The following is a 22,643-nucleotide window of genomic DNA, read 5'->3' on the forward strand; positions in this document are numbered from 1 at the left end:
GCAATATGGCTTTTGACTTGCGGAAAACACTAAAATGTGTGCGCGATTTACTGAAATGAGTAAACAATATGGCTTTTTGAGTAGGTGAAATGGTATTTTACTTGCGGAAAACACCTTTAGGAGAACTCGTTAAGGCTTAATGAGTAGGTGAAATAGCTTTTTGCTTACTTAAAACAGGAAAATGAGTACTTGATTTAAATAAATGAGAAGGCGATCGCCTTTTTTGTTTACTAAAATTATAAAAATTAGTCTTCAATATGTGTAAATGATAAAGCTGGCGCATTTTCAGCAAAAAAGACTTGTCTTACCCCTTGCTCTCTGCTCCCCTGCTGCTTGTGATATTCTTTTTTCAAATGAGTATTAGATTGTGTCTGGATCTATATTTAATTCTCGCAATTTAGCGGCTAATTTTTCTGCGGTTTCTTCTGGGGTTGGTACTAGCTTGCCGGCTGTGGTGAAAAATCGTAATAGTCCCTGATGAATGCCTAAATATAACCCTAGCTGTTGACTCCACAAATGTCCTTGAGGATTTGGTTCTAGGGGTTGATATTGACCATCAACTAAATGAAACCCAGCAAATTCTAAGGTGTAAGGGTCAAACCAAAAATAATCAGGGGTGCGAAAGGTATTTTGATAAATCTTTTTCTTTAAATCTTTGTCGGTATTTGCTGTTGATTCGGAAAGAATTTCGAGAATAAAGTTAGGATATTTACCGTCTTCTTCCCATACTACCCAACTTTTACGGGTTTTCCGTTCGGTGTCTAGGACAACAAAGAAATCTGGGCCTCGAAAGCTCTCTGTTTTGATTTTATTTAAGCTGTAATAAATAGTTAGATTTCCTGCGGCGTAGAAATCTGTTCTGTCTCGCCATAGCCATTCCAGACATTTGAAAAGTAGAATTATTTGCCGTAGATGCAGTTCAGTTTCCAAGGGAGGTTCATCACTGTATAAGTCACCTGGAGGAAGAATAACATCTTCTTGGCTGTCTTGAACGGTGTCTAATTCTTTGGCGAGGGACATGGTGATGGGGTTGCGATTTATGGGTTTATTTTAACGCTGTGATGGTGGCGCGATCGCTCTTTGCCAATCTATATAGTAATATCTCGTTTCCCGCCTCTGCCTGGAAATGCGGATTCGTGGGCTACTGCCTCGTCTTGTGATAAATTGAGGCAGAGCCTCATAAATCAAAGCTCCCACGCAGAGCATGGGAGCTAGATATTATGCCAAATTTGAGAGGTGGGGTAACCCCGCCCCTACGAGTTGCTATTCGCGATTTTCTATTTTGTGGTTTTTGGTTTGAGTGCTAATAACATTTCTACTTGGCTGACAGATTTATCAGGGCTGGTAGCAGTTACACCTAAACCGCGAATGGAATTTAAAATTGCGTTGGCTTCTGGTGGTACTGGTTGAAATGCTGCAAAACGGTTAAATATGGTCATGGTTTTGTCCATATCTAAGTAGAAGTATCCACCATTGGGTTTTTGTAAGGAAGCTGTGACGGATTTGAAGGTGTCGCTATTTTCTAGGGTTTGAGTTTTGTTACCAGCGATCGCATCGGCAATGGGACTACCAAGGGCGATAAATACTGTATCTTGATCTAACCATCCATGTGCTAGTAAAGCACCTTGGGGGGTTTGCCATTCGGTGACTTTTTTACCGCCGATATCTTTTTGCGCTACTGTTAGGGTTTGCTTTTTGATCAGTTCGTCAAGTTTGCTGAGGGTGCTTTCTGCTGTTTTGCGATCGCTTGTGTCAAATAATAATGCGCCGCCAAAACCTACGCTGGCTAAGATTCCTTGATTTGAGGGAATCGCACCTACCGCAAATTCTCCATCCATCCAGCCGAGAACTTCTTTATCTAAATCTAAATCAACGGTTGATTTGAATTGTTGGCGAACTTGGGCGACTGCTTGGTTAAATTCGGGATAATCTTTTGACTGTTCGAGTACGGTTGTCCAAGTGCGGCTGATACCTTGTCCGCTAATTAAAGCTAAGGTATCGGCGGGAAATTGTCCGACTATTTTAGCTGGGGTATTTTGATACTGGAATTTGTTGAGTTGCGGATCTAAATTAGCGATCGCTTTTAGCCGTAAACCTGCATCATCTACACCCACACCCGCCACCATCGATTTTACCTGCTCTAATTGCTTCAGGGTTTGGGGTGGTAATTGGGTTCCTTGGGGATTCGCCGCCGCTAACTGTTTTACCATGCCCACATAGTCGGGGATATAAATTTGGGCTAGGGTATTTTTAACATCTACTCCTTTGCTGAGGATGCTATTGGCACCTTCTTTACTCGCAAAAGAAGCTTGACCTTTATAGGTGTCTATAGCCTGTTCTATAGTTTGTTTTTCTGGCGCTAATACTATTTGGCTATTATTTAAAACTACACTATATGTAGGTTTACTATTTTCTGATTCAAAGGTTTCTGTAATCTTTTCTCCTTTGTAATCAGTTTCTTGGATTTTCACTCCTTTTTGTGCTTTTAATTTGTTACCAAAATTTAAAGCAGCAATTTTATCTTTAATGCCGACGACAAACAGCATTTTCGGTTCTGATTGTAACTTGCTGGGTTGAGTCGGTGCCCCTGTTGGCGGGTTAAATTGTGCTGGTTTAACTGGATTTGGCGGTAACATTGCTACCATCACACCACCAACCCAAGGTTTTATGTCTTTTTCATAAGAAATATTACTATCTTTAAATACATCTTTATTTAAAGACTCTAAACCTTTATTAAGTAGCTGTTGAGCTTCGGGAGTACCAAACTCTTGCAACTTCGCCCAAGCTTGAGGATCGGTGGTAATGTAAGTAGCCATGATCGCGGAAGAAGGTACTACTTTAGCACTGCCGAGAGCGCCCGCACCATCGCCAGCAGGGCCGCCTTTAAGAAACATATAGGCAGCTATACCTCCTGTGACGACTACAGCCGCACTGATAACAGGAATTAAAATCTTTGATTTACTTGCAGGCATTGTAATTATCCTCTCTTGCTTCAATTGTGCTGAAGGCTTGTAAAAACGTCATTGTAGAGTTTTTGGAAGTATTTATAAGTTTTACTAGCTTGGCGGTATTCACTGACGAAGTTAGTATTGCTATACACCAATAGTTTTAAACCATTCCTAGAATTACTACAACAGAATGAGAAACAAATCCGTAAATAGTATATTGTTGCACTTAAAAAATCTACTGCTAGTATTTAGCAAACTGTCCTAAGCTATAAAAATACTTGGGAGCATTTGTACTTAAATGGCATTAAGCAAGAAGAGACTCTTGTGCTGATGTCAACAAAGTGCAGGTTATCAGCTTACATCAGGGCAAGCAAATGTGGGAGAGAGATGGGAATAGGGCATAGGGCGAGGGGGCATTGGGAAGAAATGACCAATGCTGCATATCCGATGTTTAAAGCGGTGGGACGAGAACTACCCACAAGGAGATGAAGTTTTTCGCCGCTTTTAATCGATGCCGATGGAACATCCTATTTTTTAAATACCCCATCAATTTGTAGTGCGAGCGTCTCGCTCGCTGGTTTTCAAAAGCGAGCAAGATGCTCGCACTACAGAATTTGGGTAATTTATTTTTTGTAAGTCCCGATGCTCAAACCCCAAAGGATAATCCTTCCACATTGCTGAGTTGATTTGGGAAAGCTACCCAATCTCGCTATTTTTCACCACATCCAACAGACTTATCAAGATTAAGGTTAGTAGCCATCAATGTCCAATTTTTATTTCGATACAGAAAATAACGGTCACAGATCATTTGAGTTACCAGGCGCAAAACCCCATTACAACCCCGATCGCCCTGGACAAGTAGAGCATATTTTTTTAGATCTAAGTTTGGATATTCCTAACCAAAGTTATTCTGGCAGTTGCAGCATTCGCTTGTCGCCAATCCGCAATGGAATTGATAGTCTGACTTTGGATGCTGTCAACTTGAATATTCAATCTGTGCAGGTGGATGAGGTAGAGCAAAAGTTTGACTATGATGGCGAAAAGCTAGTAATCAAACTGGCTACTCCAACTGAGGTGGGTAAGCGCTTATTAATTGCGATCGCCTATGCAGTCGAAAAACCCCAGCGCGGTATCTACTTTATTCAACCAGACAAACACTACCCCAACAAGCCTACCCAAGTCTGGACACAAGGAGAAGACGAAGATTCTCGCTTTTGGTTTCCCTGCTTCGACTATCCCGGACAACTTTCAACCTCAGAAATTCGCGTCCGCGTTCCTAAACATTTAATCGCGATTTCTAACGGCGAACTCATCGAAACCAAGGATGATGATAAATATAAAATTTACCATTGGTCGCAGCAAGAAATTCATCCTACCTATTTAATGACATTAGCCATTGGTGACTTTGCCGAAATTCGCGATGAATGGCAAGGAAAACCCGTGACTTATTATGTAGAAAAGGGTAGAGAAGCAGATGCGAAACGCAGCATGGGCAAAACTCCCCGCATGATCGAATTTTTAAGTGAAAAGTATGGTTATAAATATGCTTTTCCCAAATACGCGCAGGTTTGCGTTGATGATTTTATTTTCGGCGGGATGGAAAATACTTCTACCACATTATTAACCGATCGCTGTTTAATAGATGAACGCGCTGCATTAGATAATCGCAACACCGAAAGCTTAGTAGTTCACGAATTAGCACACCAATGGTTTGGCGATTTACTAGTAATTAAACATTGGTCACATGCTTGGATTAAAGAAGGAATGGCTTCTTATTCTGAGGTGATGTGGACAGAAAAAGAATACGGTAGCCAAGAAGCAGCATATTATCGCTTATTAGAAGCGCGGAGTTACATTAGTGAAGATAGGGGACGTTATCGCCGCCCGATGGTAACCCACGTTTACCGCGAAGCAATTGAACTTTATGACCGCCATATTTATGAAAAAGGTTCTTGTGTTTATCACATGATTCGGGCGGAATTAGGAGAGGAATTGTTTTGGCCTGCGATTCACACCTTTGTCCAAGATAATGCTCATAAAACTGTCGAAACAGTAGACTTATTAAGAGCAATTGAAAAAGCCACAGGCAGAAATTTAGCCTTCCTCTTTGACCAATATGTTTATCGTGGCGGTCATCCTGATTTTAAAGTTGCTTACTCTTGGGATGGCGATGCAGATTTAGCTAAGGTAACAGTTACCCAAACTCAAGCTAAAAATAATCAAAGTAAAGAGTTATTTGACTTAAAAATTCCTATTGGCTTTGGTTATAGCGAAGCGGGTACATCTCCCCAAATCAAAACCTTTACAGTGAGGGTAAACGAACGGGAACAAAGTTTTTATTTCCCCCTCGAAACTAAACCCCAATTTATTAGCTTTGATGTGGGAAATAATTACCTAAAAACTGTGACTTTGGAATACCCAATTCCCGAATTAAAAGCGCAGTTAGAATTCGATCCCGATCCACTTTCGCGGATTTATGCGGCTGAAGCCTTAGCCAAGAAAGGCGGTTTAGAAGCCACAAAAGCTTTATCTGCGGCGTTAAAAAATGACGGATTTTGGGGTGTGCGCGTTGAAGTCGCCAAACAACTAGCCGAAATTAAATTGGATCAAGCCTTTGATGGGTTAGTCGTTGGTTTAGAAGATAAAAGTCCTTATGTACGCCGCGCGGTTGTGGATGCGCTAGCGAAAACTAAAACTGCGGAAAGCTATAAGGCTATCAAAGGCTTAGTTCAAGATGGCGATCGCAGTTACTATGTAGAATCAGCAGCTTGTCGGGCGATAGGCGCGATCGCATCTGCTAATCTAGACGAAAAACCCAGAGAAGAAAAAGTCCTGAAACTGCTGAAATCGGTTTTAGAAGAAAGACAAGGCTGGAATGAAGTAGTTCGCAGTGGCGCGATCGCCGGTTTAGCTGAACTCAAAACCTCAGAAGCAGCCTTAAACCTGCTCTTAGAATACACCAAACCCGGCGTTCCCCAAGCCTTACGCCTCGCCACCATCCGCGCCTTAGGGAAAATCTCTGTCGGGCAAAATCCTGTCAATTTAGAACGGATTTTAGAAAGATTAGGCGAACTAGCCAAAGAAAGCTTCTTCTTAACCCAAGTAGCAGTAGTTATCGCCTTAGGACAAATGGAGACACCTAAAGCCATTGGGATATTGCGATCGCTTGCCGATCAAACCCCAGATGGGCGGGTGCGGCGTTATGCTGATGAAGAGATTACGCGAGTCCAAGGTAATATTGGTACAGAAAATGCGCTGCGGAATTTGCGTGAAGAACTCGATCAAGTCAAGCAGCAAAATCAAGAATTGCGCAGCCGCTTAGAAAATTTGGAAGCTAAATCTAAGAGTTCTGCATCGTAATTAAATCTGCACAATTCATCAATTAAACACATAGGGGCACAACATTGTTGTGCCCTTATAATTATCTGTACCTCCCCAAGTTGTAATCTGCTGTCATAGTTATGCAAAACCTCACCAGAATTACCCGCAACCCAGAAGTCATGGGTGGTAAACCTTGTATTCGAGGAATGCGTGTCACCGTTGGTGCGATCGTTGGTTTAATGGCTTCAGGACATACCCCCAGTGATATCCTCGCAGCATATCCCTACTTAGAAGAAGCAGATATATATGAAGCACTTGCATATGCTGCTTGGCGGTCTGAAGAAATTGAAGTTCCCCTAAAAAGTGCATGAAAATATTGATTGATATGAACTCTTTAGATACTTCTAGACCTAGCCGAAAATCATGAATAAAATTATATAATTCTTCTAATTTATCTTCGGGAACTAGATTTATTTCTGCAATAACTTTTGTGCGAATATTTAATGATTCCATATAGCAAATAGTAGAAACTGTGTAGGTTGGGTTGAGGAACGAAACCCAACATTTTCCGGGGTTTGTTGGGTTTCACTTCTAAAAAAAAGTATTTGTAGGGTGGGCATTGCCATCATTCTCAACCCCTCGCTTACCCAATAAACCGCCGTCACCCTCGAAGGGTGCGGCTAATTGAACAAAGCCCACCTGCGTGGGCTGAATTTTCTTAGCCCACACAGGTGGGCTTTGTAGCGTTAGCCCCAGGCTTACAGCCTGTGGGCGATTTGTTGGGTAAGCCAGAGAACTTAAGTTGACACCAATAGGTAACCCCGCCCCTACAATTTGGCATAATTTATTTTTTAGAGTTCCCTAACCTGTCAGTATTCTCAAACTACGGTTTGCTTTCTCATCAAGCGATTTGTTTACTCATTAGCAGAATTTAGTTCTCAAACTGGGGTTTGAGTTCTCAAACTGCAAATTTAGTTCTCAAACTGGAGTTTGAGTTCTCATTTCAGTGTATTCCGCACTCAAAAGCTGATATTTAGTTCTCAAACTGGGGTTTGAGTTCTCATTTCGGTGTATTCCGCACTCAAAAGTTAATATTTAGTTCTCAAACTGGGGTTTGAGTTCTCATTTCAGTGTATTCCGCACTCAAAAGCTGATATTGAGTTCTCATTTCAGTGTATTCCGCACTCAATAATATTTATGAGTCTAGGACACCTTGAGTAAATCTAGTTCGATGTTTTTAAAAGGGAACAGGGAACAGGGAATAGGGAACAGAGTGTTTCAAGTGGGGTATAAATCCCCACTTGAAACTTGCTGCGAAAAGAAGCAGGAGTCTCTAACTCCCCTGACGGAAATAGGGAACAAGGAGCCGTTCCCCGTTCCCCGTTCCCTATTCCCTTCTTCGATGAGTAACATCTAAATTGTTTGATGTAGAGGTTTACCGGAGTAATTCTGATGCAAAGAAGAAAATTCCGGCTGTTAACGATGCTGTTTGCAGCCATACTATTTATCACCATCATCGCAGGTCAAAGTCATACTCTCAAAGCGGCTTCACCTTTAGGTAAAGATACCCTAACGATGGTGACTTCCCCCGATTATCCGCCTTATGAATTTTATGATACCCAAGGCGGTGAAAGGCAAATTGTTGGTTTTGATGTAGATATTGCCAAAAATTTGGCGCAAAAGCTGGGGTTTAAACTCAAAATCATGGAATCGGATTTTAATGGCTTAATTCCTGCACTCCAAGCCAATCGCGCCGATTTTGTCATGGCGGGGATGACTCCAACTCCAGAACGCAAGAAAAATGTCGATTTTTCTCTGATTTATTACGAAGCTAAAGATACCATTGTCGCTCCTAAAAATAGCAATCTCAAACAGCCGCAAGATTTAGCTGGTAAAAAAGTCGGTATTCAATTGGGAACTATTCAAGAACAAAATGCTAAAAAAATTGCCGAAAAAGTTACAGGAATTCAACTAAAACAATTAAATAAAGTCCCGGAAATTGTTCAAGAAATTAAATCAGGGCGAATTGATGCAGCCATTATTGAGGATACTGTGGCTAGGGGATTTGCTCAAGCTAACCCAGAATTAGAGTTTAACGTCATTTCTTCTGAAGAAGCTAGTGGTTCCGCGATCGCATTTCCTAAGGGTTCGGCGTTGGTAAAACCTTTTAATCAAGGTTTGCAACAAATGAAAGACAATGGCGAACTCGAAAAATTAGTTACCAAGTGGTTTACCCAAAGTACCTCAGCCCCCACTTTATCCTCACCTGCTAAAACTGGGTTAAATCTCGACTTTACCCGCATTCTCCCGGAAATTCCCTTTATCCTCAAAGGTATACCCTTAACTTTATTATTTACATTGTTCTCCGTATTTCTGGGGTTAATTTGGGGTACAGTTCTCTCGTTATGCAAAATTACCGGAGTCAAACCCCTAACTTGGCTAGCTAATGCTTACACCTCAGTATTTCGCGGTACACCTTTATTATTACAATTAGCTTTGGTTTACTACGCCACACCTCAGCTTACAGGCTATGATATCTCAGCATTACAAGCTGGGGTGTTAACTTTTACACTCAACTCCGGCGCTTATATGTCGGAAACCATTCGCGGGGGAATCCAAGCTGTAGATAAAGGACAAACTGAAGCGGCGATGTCGATGGGCGTTCCTTACCGATTGATGATGTGGGATATTATTCTCCCCCAAGCCTTGAAAAATATTCTTCCCGCCTTAGTAAATGAAACTATTGGACTATTGAAAGATTCGGCTTTAGTTTCAACAATTGGTGTAGTGGAAATATTACGCAGCGCCCAAATTGTCGGCGCAAATAAATATATTTATTTTGAACCACTGCTATTTGCTGGGTTAATCTACTATGTTTTAGTTATGGGTCTAACTTGGAGTGCATCGGTTTTAGAAAGGAGATTGAGACAAAGTGAGTAACGTCCTAATTCGTACAGAATTCTTGTGCAAATCCTTTGGCAAACTTGATGTCCTCAAAGATATTTCTACAGAGATTAATCAAGGTGAAGTTGTCGCAATTCTCGGCCCTTCTGGTTCTGGTAAATCTACCTTTCTCCGGTGCATGAATTTGTTAGAACACCCGACAAAAGGTAGAATTTATTTTCACGACAAAGAAATTACAAATCCTAAAATAAATATTGGTCAAGTTCGCCAACAATTAGTCATGGTATTTCAACACTTTAACTTATTTCCCCACATGACAGTGATGCAAAATGTCACCTATGCGCCGATAAAAGTCAAGGGAGTAGATAAAGAGTTAGCCAAAACTAAAGGACTAGAATTATTAACAAAAGTAGGTTTAGCCGAAAAAGCAGATGTTTACCCATCTAAATTATCAGGGGGACAGAAACAAAGAGTAGCGATCGCTCGTGCTTTGGCGATGGAACCAGAGATGATTTTATTTGACGAACCTACCTCAGCCTTAGATCCAGAAATGGTTAAAGATGTGCTGGAAGTCATGCAAGACTTAGCCCACACCGGAATTACAATGGCGATTGTCACCCATGAAATGGGATTCGCTAGAGAAGTCGCTAGCCGGATTATGTTTCTCGATCGTGGGATTTTAGCAGAAGATACCACCCCTAGCCAATTCTTCCACAATCCCCAGTGCGATCGCGCCAAGCAATTCTTAGAAAAAATGCTTTAGCAAAAGCCCGCATTAGCAGGCTTTTGACTCTCAAATAATTGTAAATCCGATCTAAGCCCCAGCGATACCTGTTTTTACGTCTAAAGATATTAGTTTATTTAATTAAGACATATTAAATTGAAAAATTAATATTAGATAGAAACTTATGGCAACCGAGCAAGAGCTTCAATCCCTTTTTAATACCTTAGATATTGATCAAGATGGCAAAATCTCCATTAATGAGCTTTTTTTAAGCCCTGGTTTAAGTGCAGTCATCTCGGCTGAAACTGGTGTCAGTAGCCCCCAGGAATTGCTAGCTATGCATGGAGATAAAAACGGTAGTATCTCCTTTGAAGAGTTAAAGGAAGTAGTTAAGAAAGCAAGTAATTTAACCTAGCAGTCAAAAAACCCAATACCCAAAATCCCTCAAAGCATGGGCATTTTGAGGGATTTGCAATTTCTAGTACAGGTCGGCGGAAATGAGCATACCATTGTAGTGCGAGCATCTTGCTCGCTGACAAACGCGAGCAAGATGCTCGCACTACTCTAGATTATCAAAATGAATTTATAAAATGGTATGGTTATTTACGCCATGCAGCACTAGCCTGTATATAGCAGTCCTAAATGATTGACAAACACATATCTTCCTTGTCCCTTTTATTTGCATATCAAATAGGATTGCTATATGCATATAAGCATCTACTACCACACTTAATTGATAAGCATTTTTTATAGATTTTATGATTTGTTTATATATTTTGAAACTTTACTCTCAGTAATTTAAAGTAAAATTAAGTTTAAAATATTAAGGAATCATGACATTCAATAATAATTAAACAAAGTTCTTAAGTTGGTATTCATTGGGTGAGAGTATATCTTGCCTTAAAAATGCTGATTTATGCAGTAAAAGCCTTGTTTGCAAAATAGCAATTTAGGCTAAATTTTTGCACCTTAAAATCAGCAATTATACAAGCTTGAGATATTGCTGAAACAAAGAACTTTGAGCGATTTCCTTTGTTGATTCTTAAGAGGATGTATGAAAACTTTTTAGTGCTGTATTTAGACCTGTAGATCCCCCTAAATCCCCCTTACAGCATCTTCCTGTAAATAGACCACACTGTAGGGGCACGGCACCAGTAAAATTATTGTATATATGAGAAGATTGTGGATGCCGTGCCCCTACGATAGATGTGGTTCAAATAGGTGAAAACTCCTGTAATAAGGGGGACTTTAAGAAATTCCCTCCTTTTTTAAGGGGGGTAGGGGGGATCTAGGGCGATATTTTATACTTCAAGAGACATCCTCTAAATTTCAATATTGGCAAAGGCAGTATTGTGCAGCCAACTTTTTGAGTTTGCTGTTTTTTTGATGTGGTTATTAATGAGGCTGAAAACAAGCTATGTTACCGAAAGAGCGAATTAATTACACCTATCTACCCAGATTCAATTACAAAAGCATTTCATCCAGATGTAAAAATTATTGTGTTAAGCTCTGCGGAACCAAGCGAACAGTCCCATTAGATAGACCCCATCATAAACATATTTTCTGGTCTTGGCTGGGTAGTTTTATTGGCATAGCCGCCACAGGTTACATCTCCGCGAAAACTGGCTCACCTCTGCTCATGGCTCCCTTTGGCGCAACCAGCGTTTTAATCTTTGCTGTACCTGACAGTCCCTTAGCTCAACCCCGGAATGTGATTGGCGGTAACCTTATAGGAGCTTTAGTTAGCCTCACTATCTTACATCTTTTCGGTTCCGAACCTTGGACAATGGGAATGGCTGTAGCCACAGCTATTGGAATCATGCAGTTTACCCACACATTACACCCACCTTCAGGCGCAATTGCATTAGTCGTGATGATGACAAAAGCGCAATGGCAATTTTTGCTCACACCAGCATTAGAAGGTTCCGTAATTCTGTTACTTTGTGCTGTAGTCTTCAATAACCTGGCACAAGAGAGGTCTTATCCCAAACATTGGTTGTAAGCTTTTACACTCTTAAGCCAGCACATTCTCACAATCAGAGAGTAGAGTTACAGAGAAGCAGATAAGATATAGGCGAGATATTCAGCCTTAATTGCTAATCAAGCTGCTCTATTACTTGAAGTTTGGCTGTGTTTGACTAATTTAACCGCAAATTACGGTTATCTTTACCTAAGGATACAGTAATTACCGATTTATTCTGACCAATCAGGCGATCGCTCTTAGACTACCATAGGTAATTGCTGATACAGACAACTTATATTTTTCAGCTAATACACAGGAGATAAATATGAAATTTGCTATTGATATGGGACATAATTGCCCACCAGATACAGGCGCATTAGGTATTAAAAAAGAAGATGATTTAACTAAAGCCGTCGGTACGCTGCTCATGCAAAAATTAAAAGCAGCCGGTCATACAGTAATTGATTGCACCCCAAAAACAGCTAGTAACGTCACCAACTCTCTAGCGCAAAGAACCAATAAAGCGAATGCCAATAATGTGAATATTTACGTTTCTATTCACTTTAATGCATTCAATGGTAAAGTTCATGGCTCAGAAGTTTTCGCCATGAGTAACGCCTCCAAAGGAATAGCGCAATCAGTTCTCAAAGAGATTGTCAAATTAGGATTTGCTAATCGTGGCGTCAAAAATACACCTTTATTCGTCTTAAGAAATACACAAATGCCAGCTATTTTAGTTGAATGCTGCTTTTGTGATTCCCAAACAGATATGGATATTTTTGATGCCGAAAAAATGGCTGAAGCCATCAAAGATGGATTAATTGGTGATTCAGGGGAAGAAACAGCTAAAGCTGATAAATCTGATAAAGATGATAAAGATAATAAAGAGCATCTTGTGGAAATTACAACAGCAACTGTATTAAAACCCTCTACCGATCAATCCTCAGATTTACCTAAAGAGAGTTTAATTGAGATTGCTCCTGGAAAATACCCAGTCTTAGACGCTCGTTTTGAAGAACAGCATTATTGGGTGAAGTGGCCTGACAAAACCAAAGGAAACCGAGATACACATTTTGTGTTTGCTGGACACTGTAAAGTTGTGTAATCAAACCATACAAGGGCGGGGAAACCCCGCCCCTACAAAAATCTTAATTACCTATGATAAATTGACGCGAAGCCTCACGATCGTCGCTCCCACCCATGACAAACCGTAGATGGCACTGCCATGCCCTCTAAAATATATTGATGTGGCACAAACATTATTTAAAAATAAAATAACCAATGCCCAATGCCCAATGCCCCATGCCCAATTACCGCAGATATACGCAGAAGTATTGAGCTAACTCATAGCAGCAATTATGTTTAATTACTGAATTTAGAAGGTAATGAGGTGTCACACCCCTGATAGCAGATAAGGGAAAATACTGTATTATTTATTAAATTAATCGAGCAGCAAATAATTTCTGCAAAAATAACTAGTTAATACTAGTGAATGTCACCAGCCAATTATCCACATATTTTTATTTGGAATTAGTGGTTCAGTCTAGACATCATCAGATTAAGTAGGTAAGGCATAATATCAAGTTACTAAAATTCGGCACTAGATTATGTCCGATGTTCGTAATCTACGAATAACGAATTGATATCAGCCCTACCTATGGTAAATATCCATTTGGGTCAATTATAAAGTTGTAAATTGTTTTACAGTCTCTGTCCTGTATAAATTGAGCGGACTTCGCCATTCCGACGAACGATCGCTTCCCCATTACTCACATCTACTAGTGTCCAGCCGCTAGAACCGATGTTTTCACCAATTGCAAAGCGTTGTGTAGTCCCATCAACTTTAAACAAAGCAGCAGATTTGCTTCCTAACTCTAATATTCCTTCTAAGATATGAGTAGGTTGTGGCACAACTGACACAGCCTGTTGCAGCGATGGAGTAGATACCGCTTCTGTAGATGTTGTCATTGTAGACATCTGTGCTGGTGCAGCCCGGAATGGGACAACTGGTAACGTGGGTAGCAGATTGGATGATTGCCCAACTAGCACTGGTGCAGTACGTACATTTACAGGCTTCAAATCTGTGCGTACAGCCGCAGCAAACATATTAACGCTGACAGGTTTAGCGGGTTTGCGCACGGCAGTTAAAACATTTTTAACCGCGCTAGGACGGGAAATTTTTGATACAGTCGCTACAGGCGATTTAGTTTTGGGAATTTGCGGTAGTAGAGACGGTACATTGCGCATCGGGGCTGGTGCTTGATACACAGGAATGTATATGCGCTCAACAATGTTCTTCGTGATTCTTGGGGCTGGTGGTGGATTATTTACGGCTAGAGGTGTGGGTAAAATCAGGTTTTTTTGCTCGCTAACTACAGGTAAAGCTGCTGTTTTGGGAATTTCATTCAAGGTGGTATTTCCCGGAGTAGCGTAGCTTTGATTATTTTTGCTTTGTTGCTGTTCAATAATTGACAGCGCCCCTAGCATATAATCAACCAACTCAGCTTGAACATCAACTTTTTTCGGTAACTGCGGCTGCGGTTCCTGGATATATGCGGATGTTATGGGCTTAGAGGTGGCGAAAGTTAGCACTCTGGAGTTGAATAAGTAAATTATGCCCGCGATCGCTACACCGATAATCGTTGCTCCAAAAATAATTAATCCACTAAAAGGACTCTTGCCTTTTTTCACCTTGCGAATAACTGCTTTTTTCGCAGGGGTATCAACTACTACTGGGTTGACAGTCTTTTCCCTGATTTGGGAAACTCCTTCCACCGATTGATGTAGTTCATCTGGCAAGACAATCTGCGGCATTTTCACTGTTTGCAGAGGCACATACTCTACATTCACAGTTTGGTGGTGGTAATCCCCGGTAGCATCCAGAACATTATCGATATCGGCAAAGATTTCATCCATCAAGCCATCAGCGTAGACTTCAAAAGTCCAAGGCTCGTTGGTAATCAATTCATCTGATGGTTCTGGAATAATGATATGAGTGCTGGCTTCTTTTAACATAAGGCTTGTGGGTGGTAGTTGCGAGGACGGCTCAATACCGCCCCTACTGCCTGGAAATGAGTATTTTTTGTGAAACTTTCAATCTTCCGTCCATACTAGACGAGTTGATTGGTTTGTGGTATTAAATTCAACTTAGAATCTAGAGATTGCTGATAATGCTATTTCTGGATTCATGTCATCTATCATACCCATCTCTTCCCTACTACTATACTCAAGCTTCATGAAGTTTTTTTGAAGCCAAAGCCGAAAACTCTGACTGGCTCTTGGTTTTACGTAATTCCAGAAATATTAATAAAGCATTAATATCTGCCGGGTTTACGCCACCTATACGTGCTGCTTGACCGATGGTAAGTGGTTTTACTTTACTTAACTTTTCTCGCGCTTCTTTAGACAGGGTATCAATTGTTGTGTAATCTAAATCAGCAGGTAACTGGCGATTGGCTTGACGGGCAATTTGCTCAATCTGATTTTGTTGTCTAGCTAGATAACCAGAATACTTAATGTCAATTTCTGCGCCTTCTTTCTCAAGCTGGTTCAAGCTGGGATTACCTAATCCATATCTATCGAGATCGATATAGTGGAATCCCGGACGACGTAATAAATCAGCTAAGGTAATCGAACCTTTAATGGCTTGTTGAGTATCAGATGCGATCGCTTTTCCGATCTCATCATGTTCTTTAATGCGCGTACCGTGTAGCCGTTCTTTTTCCGCAATAATCTGCGCTTGTTTGCGGGTATATAATTCCCAACGGCGATCGTCAATTAAGCCAATTTCCCTGCCTAAGGGCGTCAATCGCTGGTCAGCATTATCCGAACGCAGTATTAATCTGTACTCAGACCGACTCGTAAGCATACGGTAAGGTTCGCGTAAATCCTTTGTACATAGGTCATCCATCAAAGTTCCTATGTAACTTTGCTCACGCGGAAAAACAATCATTTCCTGACCGCACACAAACCGCGCCGCATTCACACCAGCCACAAATCCTTGGGCGGCTGCTTCTTCATAACCTGTTGTACCGTTAATCTGTCCAGCACAAAACAGCCCCGCAATTTTTTTGGTCATCATTGTCGGATAACACTGAGTTGCAGGTAAATAGTCATATTCCACAGCATAAGCCGGACGTAGCATCACGCAGTTTTCCATACCAGGAAGACTGCGTAACATTTGGATTTGCAAATTTTCCGGTAAACCTGTGGAAAACCCTTGAATATAAAGTTCGGGAATATCCCTACCTTCTGGTTCAATAAAGATTTGATGGCTTTCTTTATCGGCAAAGCGGACAATCTTATCTTCAATACTCGGACAATAGCGAGGCCCCTTCGCCTCTACCCAACCACCATATACAGGCGACAAATGTAAATTCTCTTGAATTAGGCGATGAGTTTCCGCCGTCGTCCGGGTAATGTAGCAAGGCATTTGTTCCCGTTCTACCCAAACTTGGGGGTCAAAGCTAAACCAGCGTACTTCTTCATCCCCTGGCTGGAGAGACATTTTACTATAGTCTACCGATCGCTTGTCTACCCGTGCTGGTGTCCCAGTTTTGAGCCTTCCAGTTTCAAAACCCAGGCGATTTAAGGTTTCTGTTAAGCCTTCCGCCGCAAATTCTCCGGCGCGTCCCGCCGCCATTGATTTATTTCCTACCCAAATCTTTCCGCCCAAAAATGTCCCAGTCGTCAAAATAACTGCTGTACATTGAAAAGCTACGCCAAAGTAAGTCTCAACACCGATGACTTCATCATTAGCACCCAGTACTAAGTCTGTAACCATTCCCTCACGGATGGTTAAATTCTCTTGATTCTCCACAATTCCCTTCATCACGGCTGCATATTCGCGCTTATCAGTCTGGGCGCGTAAAGCCCACACAGCAGGCCCCCGTGAAGAATTGAGAATCCGCTTTTGCAGGTAAGTCCGGTCTGCCATTTTCCCAATTTCCCCACCCAAAGCATCAATTTCATGGGTTAATTGAGACTTAGCAGGGCCGCCCACTGCCGGATTACATGGTTGCCAAGCAATTTTATCTAAATTCAGCGTCAACAGCAGAGTCCGACAACCAAGGCGCGCAGTAGCCAGGGCTGCTTCACAGCCGGAGTGACCTGCACCGACGACAATAACATCAAAAGCGTCTTGAAATTCCACTGAATTGTGCATGGTCATACTTACAAGGTCAACAAACTGAGAGTTATTTTCAATTTTAGCTGATACCGTAGTTTCATGGATGTGCTGGGAATTGCAGGTTAACCTATTCCACAATTGAAAATTATTTATCAATCGTTAAATAAACTGAATATTCTATACAATAAGAATTTGTTTAAACAATTTCATAATTATGTAAATATGCACAAAATATGGCAAAAATCATCTCTAATAACAATAATTTTTCTGATTACTTTTACCTTGGTCGCTAGTAATGGAATTGCTCACCACCAAACAGTTATTCAAAGCGTTAATTTCAACAGTTGCTTAAATAATGCACAATGTCTGATTTCTCCCAATTCGACATCTTCACCTAGTCCAATTGCACCATTTACTCCCAATCCTGAATTAACCGAGCAGCAGCGATTTTTATCAGCAGTTGCAATTAAATTACCGACAATTCCCCAATCAGGTACTTATGAATATATTTTATTGCGTCAATATGGTGCAGTATTTGTTAATCAAGAGCCAGAAATTAAGTTACCAGAGAAAGTTATCTTAGCTAACGAGCAAGAAACGAAAGAGTTTCAATCAACTTTAACAATGATTAAAGTTGATGGAACTAAGGATTGTTATTTACAACAAGCCGCAGCATTAGCTTTAAATAAAGCCAAAACAATCCAAAAAATTTCTCTCAAATCAGGTTATGGTGGCGGTGATTGTACGCGAACTTACAGCACGAATCTGCGATTTTGGCGCAAATATGCTAACAACAGAACCTTAGACAAAGTCCGCCAGGGTAAAGAAACAGCAATTTTAAGCATAGTTGCACCGCCAGGAACATCACAACATCTCTGGGGATTAGCTATTGATTTACGCTTATCAAGTCAAAAGCAAAGACAGGCTTTAAATCAAAATGGCTGGTTTCAAACTGTAGAAGGTGATACCCCCCATTGGACTTATTTAGGTTTAAATGAGTCACAATTACCTGTGTTTGGTTTCCAGAAAAAATTAGTCAAAGGTATCGCTTATTGGATTACACCAATTTAGTTAATTCGTAATTCGTAATTCGTAATTCGTAATTCATAATTATGAAATTTGGGTATTATCTGCCAATAAGGTTCAGTTAGCCCCAAATATCCGATTTAGCTTATTGTATTTTAGGAAACCACTGCGTTAAGGCGTAAATTAATATACCATTCCCAATGGTGCAAAAGTAGATAATATAATTCTTTTGGCTTTTGGCTTTTGACTTTTGACTTTTGACTTTTGACTTTTGACTTACTCGCCATTGTCACCTATTTATCGCACATCTACATAGCGTAACTCTGCATTTTGAGTAACTTCATCAAAATTTTCTAAATAGGTTTTAATTGCTTCTTTGATGTTCTCTAATGCTTCTTCTTCGGTTTCTCCCAAAGTCCAACATCCTGGTAAAGCGGGACACCAAATAGCATATCCTGTTTTCGTTTTGTTTAACTTGACTTTGTAACGCATATCTACAAAACCGCTTTTGCTTGTTATTTTAACTTCTTAAATTAAACAAAAATTTATCTTGTGATACTGCACAAACTGGAACTATTAATTGTCCAGAATAGATTTGAGGATGTACTGACATACATTATTCATTTTCAGCAAAAAAGTAGTTTTAGAAACATTTATCGTACATAAAAGGGTTTAAGACCCCTACGTCTATACGTAGTATCATTTTCAGTCGGGGTTTAAATCCCCGTCTGAAAATGTCTTTAATAGGACTTACGCACACTCTACGAATTCTTGGCGTTCTTGGCGTCTTGGCGGTTCAATAGATTAAGGTTTTTGATGATTCTTGCGTAAGTCCTGTTTAATTTTGAATTTTGAATTTTGAATTTTGAATTGTTAAAGGTTTTGGCACTAACTGAACTGTATTGAATCTTGGGACTGAAATTTTACCAGTAGCTTTCCCCAGACGATAATAATTATTACAATAAAGGCACATACTTGAATCTGGAGTGCTGGCAGTGGGCTTATTTGATGATTTAAGTCGGTTTCTGGAAAACCGTTTAGAAGAATTCTTGCGGAATAATCCCCATTTGGAATTAGAAGCGCTGTTAGAACAGCTACGGGAGCAAGAAGAAGATACTTTAAAGCTGGTTGCTGATTTACAATTGCAGGAAAAGCGATCGCAAGAAGATATTCTATCTACAGCACAAGAAATTCAGCGTTGGCACATCCGCGTTCAAAAGGCTAAAGCTGCTGGTAGAGATGATTTAGCCCTCGCAGCCCAAGAACGAGAAGCCGCCCTTTTGCGCGAAGGTAATCAGCGCTGGGGACACATGCAAGGCTTAAAAGAACGGATTAACCAATCTCAAGAATTACTACAAAAAATTCAGGCACGGCGACAAGAGGTACAAGCCAAAGCCTCTGCTGCACAACAAGCACGCGCCAGAGCGCAAGCTCAACAGCGTTTAGAAACCGATGGTTGGTCAAAGGCATCTAGTAGTTATTCTAGTAGTTTTGACGACTTAGAAGAAAAGTTTCAGCGTTGGGAAACAGAAGATGAGCTAGAACAAATGAAACGCAATTTGGGCAAAAAATAATTTATCATTCGTAATTCGTAATTCGTAATTCGTAATTCGTAATTTAACAATTTTCATATACTCAGCTTATACATATTAGTACCTTAAGTTGCTGTATTTTCAATTAAGTTGTTATGCAATCCTTAATTAGGAATTATGAATTATTGATTACAGCAATTTTTAACTAAATAAAGTAAATAGGTAGGGCACAATCATATTGTGCCCCGCTCGGTTACTTGCAAATAAAAAAATATTTCCATCATTAACTTACCAAACCCTCAACTCGTAGGGGCGGGGTAACCGTAGCCCTACAATTTGGCATAATTTACAATTTGCTATCTATTTGATAGATTTTTGGGATTATTTAGCTTATAAGCATCTAAAAGTTAATTTTAAAATTGAATTATGGAAATTTTATTTAATTTTTCAACTTGGCTTTAATTTATTGTTAAATTTAATTTAATAAGACTGTCAGCCCTAATTGGGCATTTTTTATCTCTTCGTCTCCCTTCCCTTTGCTCTAGTTATTGAGGGAAACCGAGGCGCTACCTTGTTGTTTGCAATTGCCGCAGTATTTCCTAGACTTGCCAAATTAGAACTGAGGCATGGAACATAGTATACCTCTAGATATTTTATCTAGCCTGCAAAAATTATTTGTGGGCTATATCCCAGCCGCAATTTTAGGTGGTTTCATTGGTTACTTAATCAGTTTAAATAACCCCATCTATCAGCTAACTAAGCGGATATTTCAAATACCTCATAGTATCCCGCCTATAGCATTGCTACCAATTTCTCTCATCTTATTTCCAGATAGTGAAGTTGCATCTGTAATGGTAATTTTTATTGGCACTCTCTGGACAATGATTTTAAATATGGCGATAGGAATGGGGCATTTTTACAGACAGAATAAAAGCTTTCGTGCAGCAATATTCCATACATTTCATGCTTTGAAAGTTAGCATTTGGATAGCCTGGTTTACAGTCATTGCTATAGAAATGCTCATCGGCCCAAAGGGACTGGGTTTACTAGTCTGGGATGCTTATAAAGCTGGCAATATTAATTACTTAATCCAGGCAATAATTTATATTGGTGTGATTGGCTGTTTACTCGATCAGTTTTTAGATTTCAGTACCTATCTTTTGGTACAAATGGTTTCCGCCAGTAAGAAGTCTAGTTAATTAGATTTAATTAGATTGCGTTCCCCACAGGCATCGCACCATCCACACAATGCCACACAATGTTTAAATTTTGGATTTTGAATATTTCATCCAAAATCCAAAATTTAAAATCTAAAATTCGTTGAGATTACGCCGGATAAATCCTTAAGCGACGATTTGGTTCTTCACCAAAGCTATGAGACTTGAGCCGATAATGTTCTACCAACTCATGCTGCATTTTGCGGACTTGGGGAGAACGGGGTAATAACTCAACTGGCTGTCCTTTAGGAATGACTATCTGCTCTACAGCGAGTCTAGCTTCTTCTAGGGCATCCATTTCGTCATCGCTACCACTGTGTAAAAACAGTTGCAGTTCTTGATCGTCAGCGATTTCCGGCTCGTCAATGTTCAGCAGTCGCCGCAAACCACGGGTAATTTGTGGTATGGTGCTGGACTTAATCATGTGAATGGGTACATGACGAGCCTTAGCCATTTGCCTTAATTTGGCGTGGTTTTTGACATGCGATCGCAATGCCAAAATTGCATCAGCACTATCGATGTCTTTTGTCAATACCACAGGCAAAGATAGCACGCTAATTACCTGCTCTAGTTGATGGCGGCTGACGCCATAGGGGTAAACGTGTAGTGGTAAATCTTCGCCATTGGGGCCTGGCTTTTTACCGCCGCTAAAATCAATGGTGTCGGTATAATTAAACGACTCATCCAGCAAGCGGTCAAATTCACTGCGCCCAGTAACTCTCTCCCGCTCTAGAGATGGGGGTGGTAAGGCTACCATTTGCCCAGATGAACGCCAGCCGTTAGATTGGCGAGAACTCCCAAAGGATTCTTCCCCACCTGCTTGATTTACCGCACCGCGACCGTTAACTACTGAAAGTTGGCGGGTAATGGACACCTTGCCATTGTCATCAACAGTTCTGGTTTGTGGGCTAGGTTGGCGACCCCGCAGGAGAGTATCTACCGTGTCTGCAACACTTTCGTGAACTACCCAGCGTTGCCGTTCTAACATTTCCACAGCAATCTCAAAGGTGGGAGGGGCTTTGCGTTCCAAAACAGTCTTTTGACTGCCCCGGCGTCTCGCTTCGTCATCTCCTAAGGTCACCGCTTGGATACCCCCGACCAAATCTGACAGGGTGGGGTTTTTAATCAGGTTTTCGATTTGGTTACCATGGGCAGTACCTACCAACTGTACGCCGCGTTCGGCAATGGTACGAGCTGCCAAAGCTTCCAATTCTGTGCCAATTTCATCAATAACGATGACTTCTGGCATGTGGTTTTCCACCGCTTCAATCATCACTTGATGCTGCAGTTCTGGATGAGCCACTTGCATTCTTCTGGCGCGACCAATGGCAGGGTGGGCAACATCGCCATCTCCAGCGATTTCATTGGAGGTGTCGATAATTACCACGCGCTTGTTGAGTTCATCGGCTAAAACCCGGGCAATTTCCCGTAAGGCAGTAGTTTTACCGACTCCTGGCCGCCCCAGCATCAGAATCGATCTACCAGTTTCTACCAAATCGCGAATCATGCCAATGGTGCCGAATACCGCCCGACCGACACGACAGGTTAAGCCAATAATCTTACCCGTGCGGTTGCGAATGGCGCTAATTCGGTGCAAAGTTTGCTCAATTCCTGCCCGATTATCTCCGCCAAAGGTTCCAACTCGCTGAATGCAATCATCTATCTGTTCTTGAGTGACAGGCTGTTCGCTCAGATACTCAGCTTGATTAGGAAAGCGAGCCTCTGGGCGACGGCCCAGATCCAAAACCACTTCGACTAAATAGTCTCTTTTGGGATGATCCTCTAGTATTTGTCGCAGGTCTTGGGGCAAAATGTCTAACAACTTTTGGAGATCGTCTGTAATCGTCATGCTTTCTATGGTGACGTTTTGCGAGATAACG

At 40.9% G+C, this 22,643-nt stretch carries 16 protein-coding genes; 10 read left to right on the plus strand and 6 right to left on the minus strand.

Annotated features, from left to right (window positions below; genetic code table 11):
- Window positions 1–360 precede the first annotated feature (360 nt).
- Entirely contained in the window at window positions 361–1,020 is a 660-nt protein-coding gene (locus tag AACW45_RS27665; protein ID WP_190629304.1) for a Uma2 family endonuclease, read from the minus strand.
- A gap of 257 nt (window positions 1,021–1,277) precedes the next feature.
- Window positions 1,278–2,972, minus strand: coding sequence for a DUF3352 domain-containing protein (locus AACW45_RS27670; protein WP_190629305.1), 1,695 nt, complete (start codon window positions 2,970–2,972; stop codon window positions 1,278–1,280).
- A gap of 738 nt (window positions 2,973–3,710) precedes the next feature.
- On the opposite strand from AACW45_RS27670, the gene AACW45_RS27675 reads away from it, so the two are divergent.
- From AACW45_RS27675 to AACW45_RS27705, 7 genes are all read left to right on the plus strand, one after another.
- Window positions 3,711–6,308, plus strand: a complete 2,598-nt coding sequence (locus tag AACW45_RS27675) for a M1 family metallopeptidase (protein ID WP_190629306.1) — start codon at window positions 3,711–3,713, stop codon at window positions 6,306–6,308.
- A gap of 101 nt (window positions 6,309–6,409) precedes the next feature.
- On the plus strand, window positions 6,410–6,640 hold the full coding sequence (locus AACW45_RS27680) for a DUF433 domain-containing protein (RefSeq protein WP_190547598.1): 231 nt from the start codon (window positions 6,410–6,412) through the stop codon (window positions 6,638–6,640).
- Window positions 6,641–7,721: 1,081 nt separating this feature from the next.
- Window positions 7,722–9,209 (plus strand): ABC transporter permease subunit, encoded by a 1,488-nt coding sequence (locus AACW45_RS27685; RefSeq protein WP_190629307.1) that lies wholly within the window; start codon window positions 7,722–7,724, stop codon window positions 9,207–9,209.
- Window positions 9,202–9,936, plus strand: coding sequence for an ATP-binding cassette domain-containing protein (locus AACW45_RS27690; protein ID WP_190629308.1), 735 nt, complete (start codon window positions 9,202–9,204; stop codon window positions 9,934–9,936). The genes AACW45_RS27685 and AACW45_RS27690 overlap by 8 nt, the downstream gene beginning before the upstream one ends.
- Window positions 9,937–10,081: 145 nt before the next feature.
- Window positions 10,082–10,312 carry an EF-hand domain-containing protein gene (locus tag AACW45_RS27695; RefSeq protein WP_190629309.1) on the plus strand — a complete coding sequence of 77 codons (231 nt, stop codon included), beginning with the start codon at window positions 10,082–10,084 and terminating at the stop codon, window positions 10,310–10,312.
- Window positions 10,313–11,314: 1,002 nt separating this feature from the next.
- Window positions 11,315–11,899, plus strand: coding sequence for an HPP family protein (locus AACW45_RS27700; RefSeq protein WP_190629310.1), 585 nt, complete (start codon window positions 11,315–11,317; stop codon window positions 11,897–11,899).
- A gap of 286 nt (window positions 11,900–12,185) precedes the next feature.
- Window positions 12,186–12,965 (plus strand): N-acetylmuramoyl-L-alanine amidase, encoded by a 780-nt coding sequence (locus AACW45_RS27705; protein ID WP_190629311.1) that lies wholly within the window; start codon window positions 12,186–12,188, stop codon window positions 12,963–12,965.
- 596 nt (window positions 12,966–13,561) lie between these two features.
- Here the strand turns inward: AACW45_RS27705 and AACW45_RS27710 are convergent.
- Together AACW45_RS27710 and mnmG are read right to left on the minus strand one after the other, a co-directional pair.
- Complete coding sequence (locus AACW45_RS27710; RefSeq protein WP_190629312.1) at window positions 13,562–14,875, minus strand: hypothetical protein; 1,314 nt, start codon at window positions 14,873–14,875, stop codon at window positions 13,562–13,564.
- 211 nt (window positions 14,876–15,086) lie between these two features.
- On the minus strand, window positions 15,087–17,030 hold the full coding sequence (gene mnmG, locus AACW45_RS27715; RefSeq protein WP_190629313.1) for a tRNA uridine-5-carboxymethylaminomethyl(34) synthesis enzyme MnmG: 1,944 nt from the start codon (window positions 17,028–17,030) through the stop codon (window positions 15,087–15,089).
- 180 nt (window positions 17,031–17,210) lie between these two features.
- Here mnmG and AACW45_RS27720 point away from each other — a divergent pair, with 180 nt between their 5' ends.
- A complete protein-coding gene (locus AACW45_RS27720; RefSeq protein ID WP_190629314.1) occupies window positions 17,211–18,059 on the plus strand; it encodes a D-alanyl-D-alanine carboxypeptidase family protein in 849 nt (282 codons plus the stop codon).
- A gap of 252 nt (window positions 18,060–18,311) precedes the next feature.
- On the opposite strand, the gene AACW45_RS27725 is transcribed toward AACW45_RS27720, so the two are convergent.
- Window positions 18,312–18,506: a type II toxin-antitoxin system HicB family antitoxin gene (locus AACW45_RS27725; RefSeq protein WP_190547615.1), complete on the minus strand. Its 195-nt coding sequence runs from the start codon at window positions 18,504–18,506 to the stop codon at window positions 18,312–18,314.
- Window positions 18,507–19,009: 503 nt separating this feature from the next.
- Between AACW45_RS27725 and AACW45_RS27730 the strand changes: the two genes are divergently transcribed.
- Window positions 19,010–19,588, plus strand: a complete 579-nt coding sequence (locus tag AACW45_RS27730) for a TIGR04376 family protein (RefSeq protein ID WP_190629315.1) — start codon at window positions 19,010–19,012, stop codon at window positions 19,586–19,588.
- A 584-nt stretch (window positions 19,589–20,172) separates the two neighbouring features.
- Window positions 20,173–20,745 carry a nitrate transporter gene (locus AACW45_RS27735; RefSeq protein WP_190629316.1) on the plus strand — a complete coding sequence of 191 codons (573 nt, stop codon included), beginning with the start codon at window positions 20,173–20,175 and terminating at the stop codon, window positions 20,743–20,745.
- Window positions 20,746–20,872: 127 nt separating this feature from the next.
- Here AACW45_RS27735 and AACW45_RS27740 read toward each other — a convergent pair whose 3' ends face one another.
- The gene (locus AACW45_RS27740) at window positions 20,873–22,612 is read right to left on the minus strand and encodes a R3H domain-containing nucleic acid-binding protein (RefSeq protein ID WP_190629317.1); all 1,740 of its coding nucleotides are present in this window, start codon (window positions 22,610–22,612) and stop codon (window positions 20,873–20,875) included.
- Between the last annotated feature and the right edge of the window lie 31 nt (window positions 22,613–22,643).

The organism is Calothrix sp. FACHB-168 (assembly GCF_963889195.1).
Classification (GTDB): Bacteria; Cyanobacteriota; Cyanobacteriia; order Cyanobacteriales; family Nostocaceae; genus Aulosira; species Aulosira anomala_A.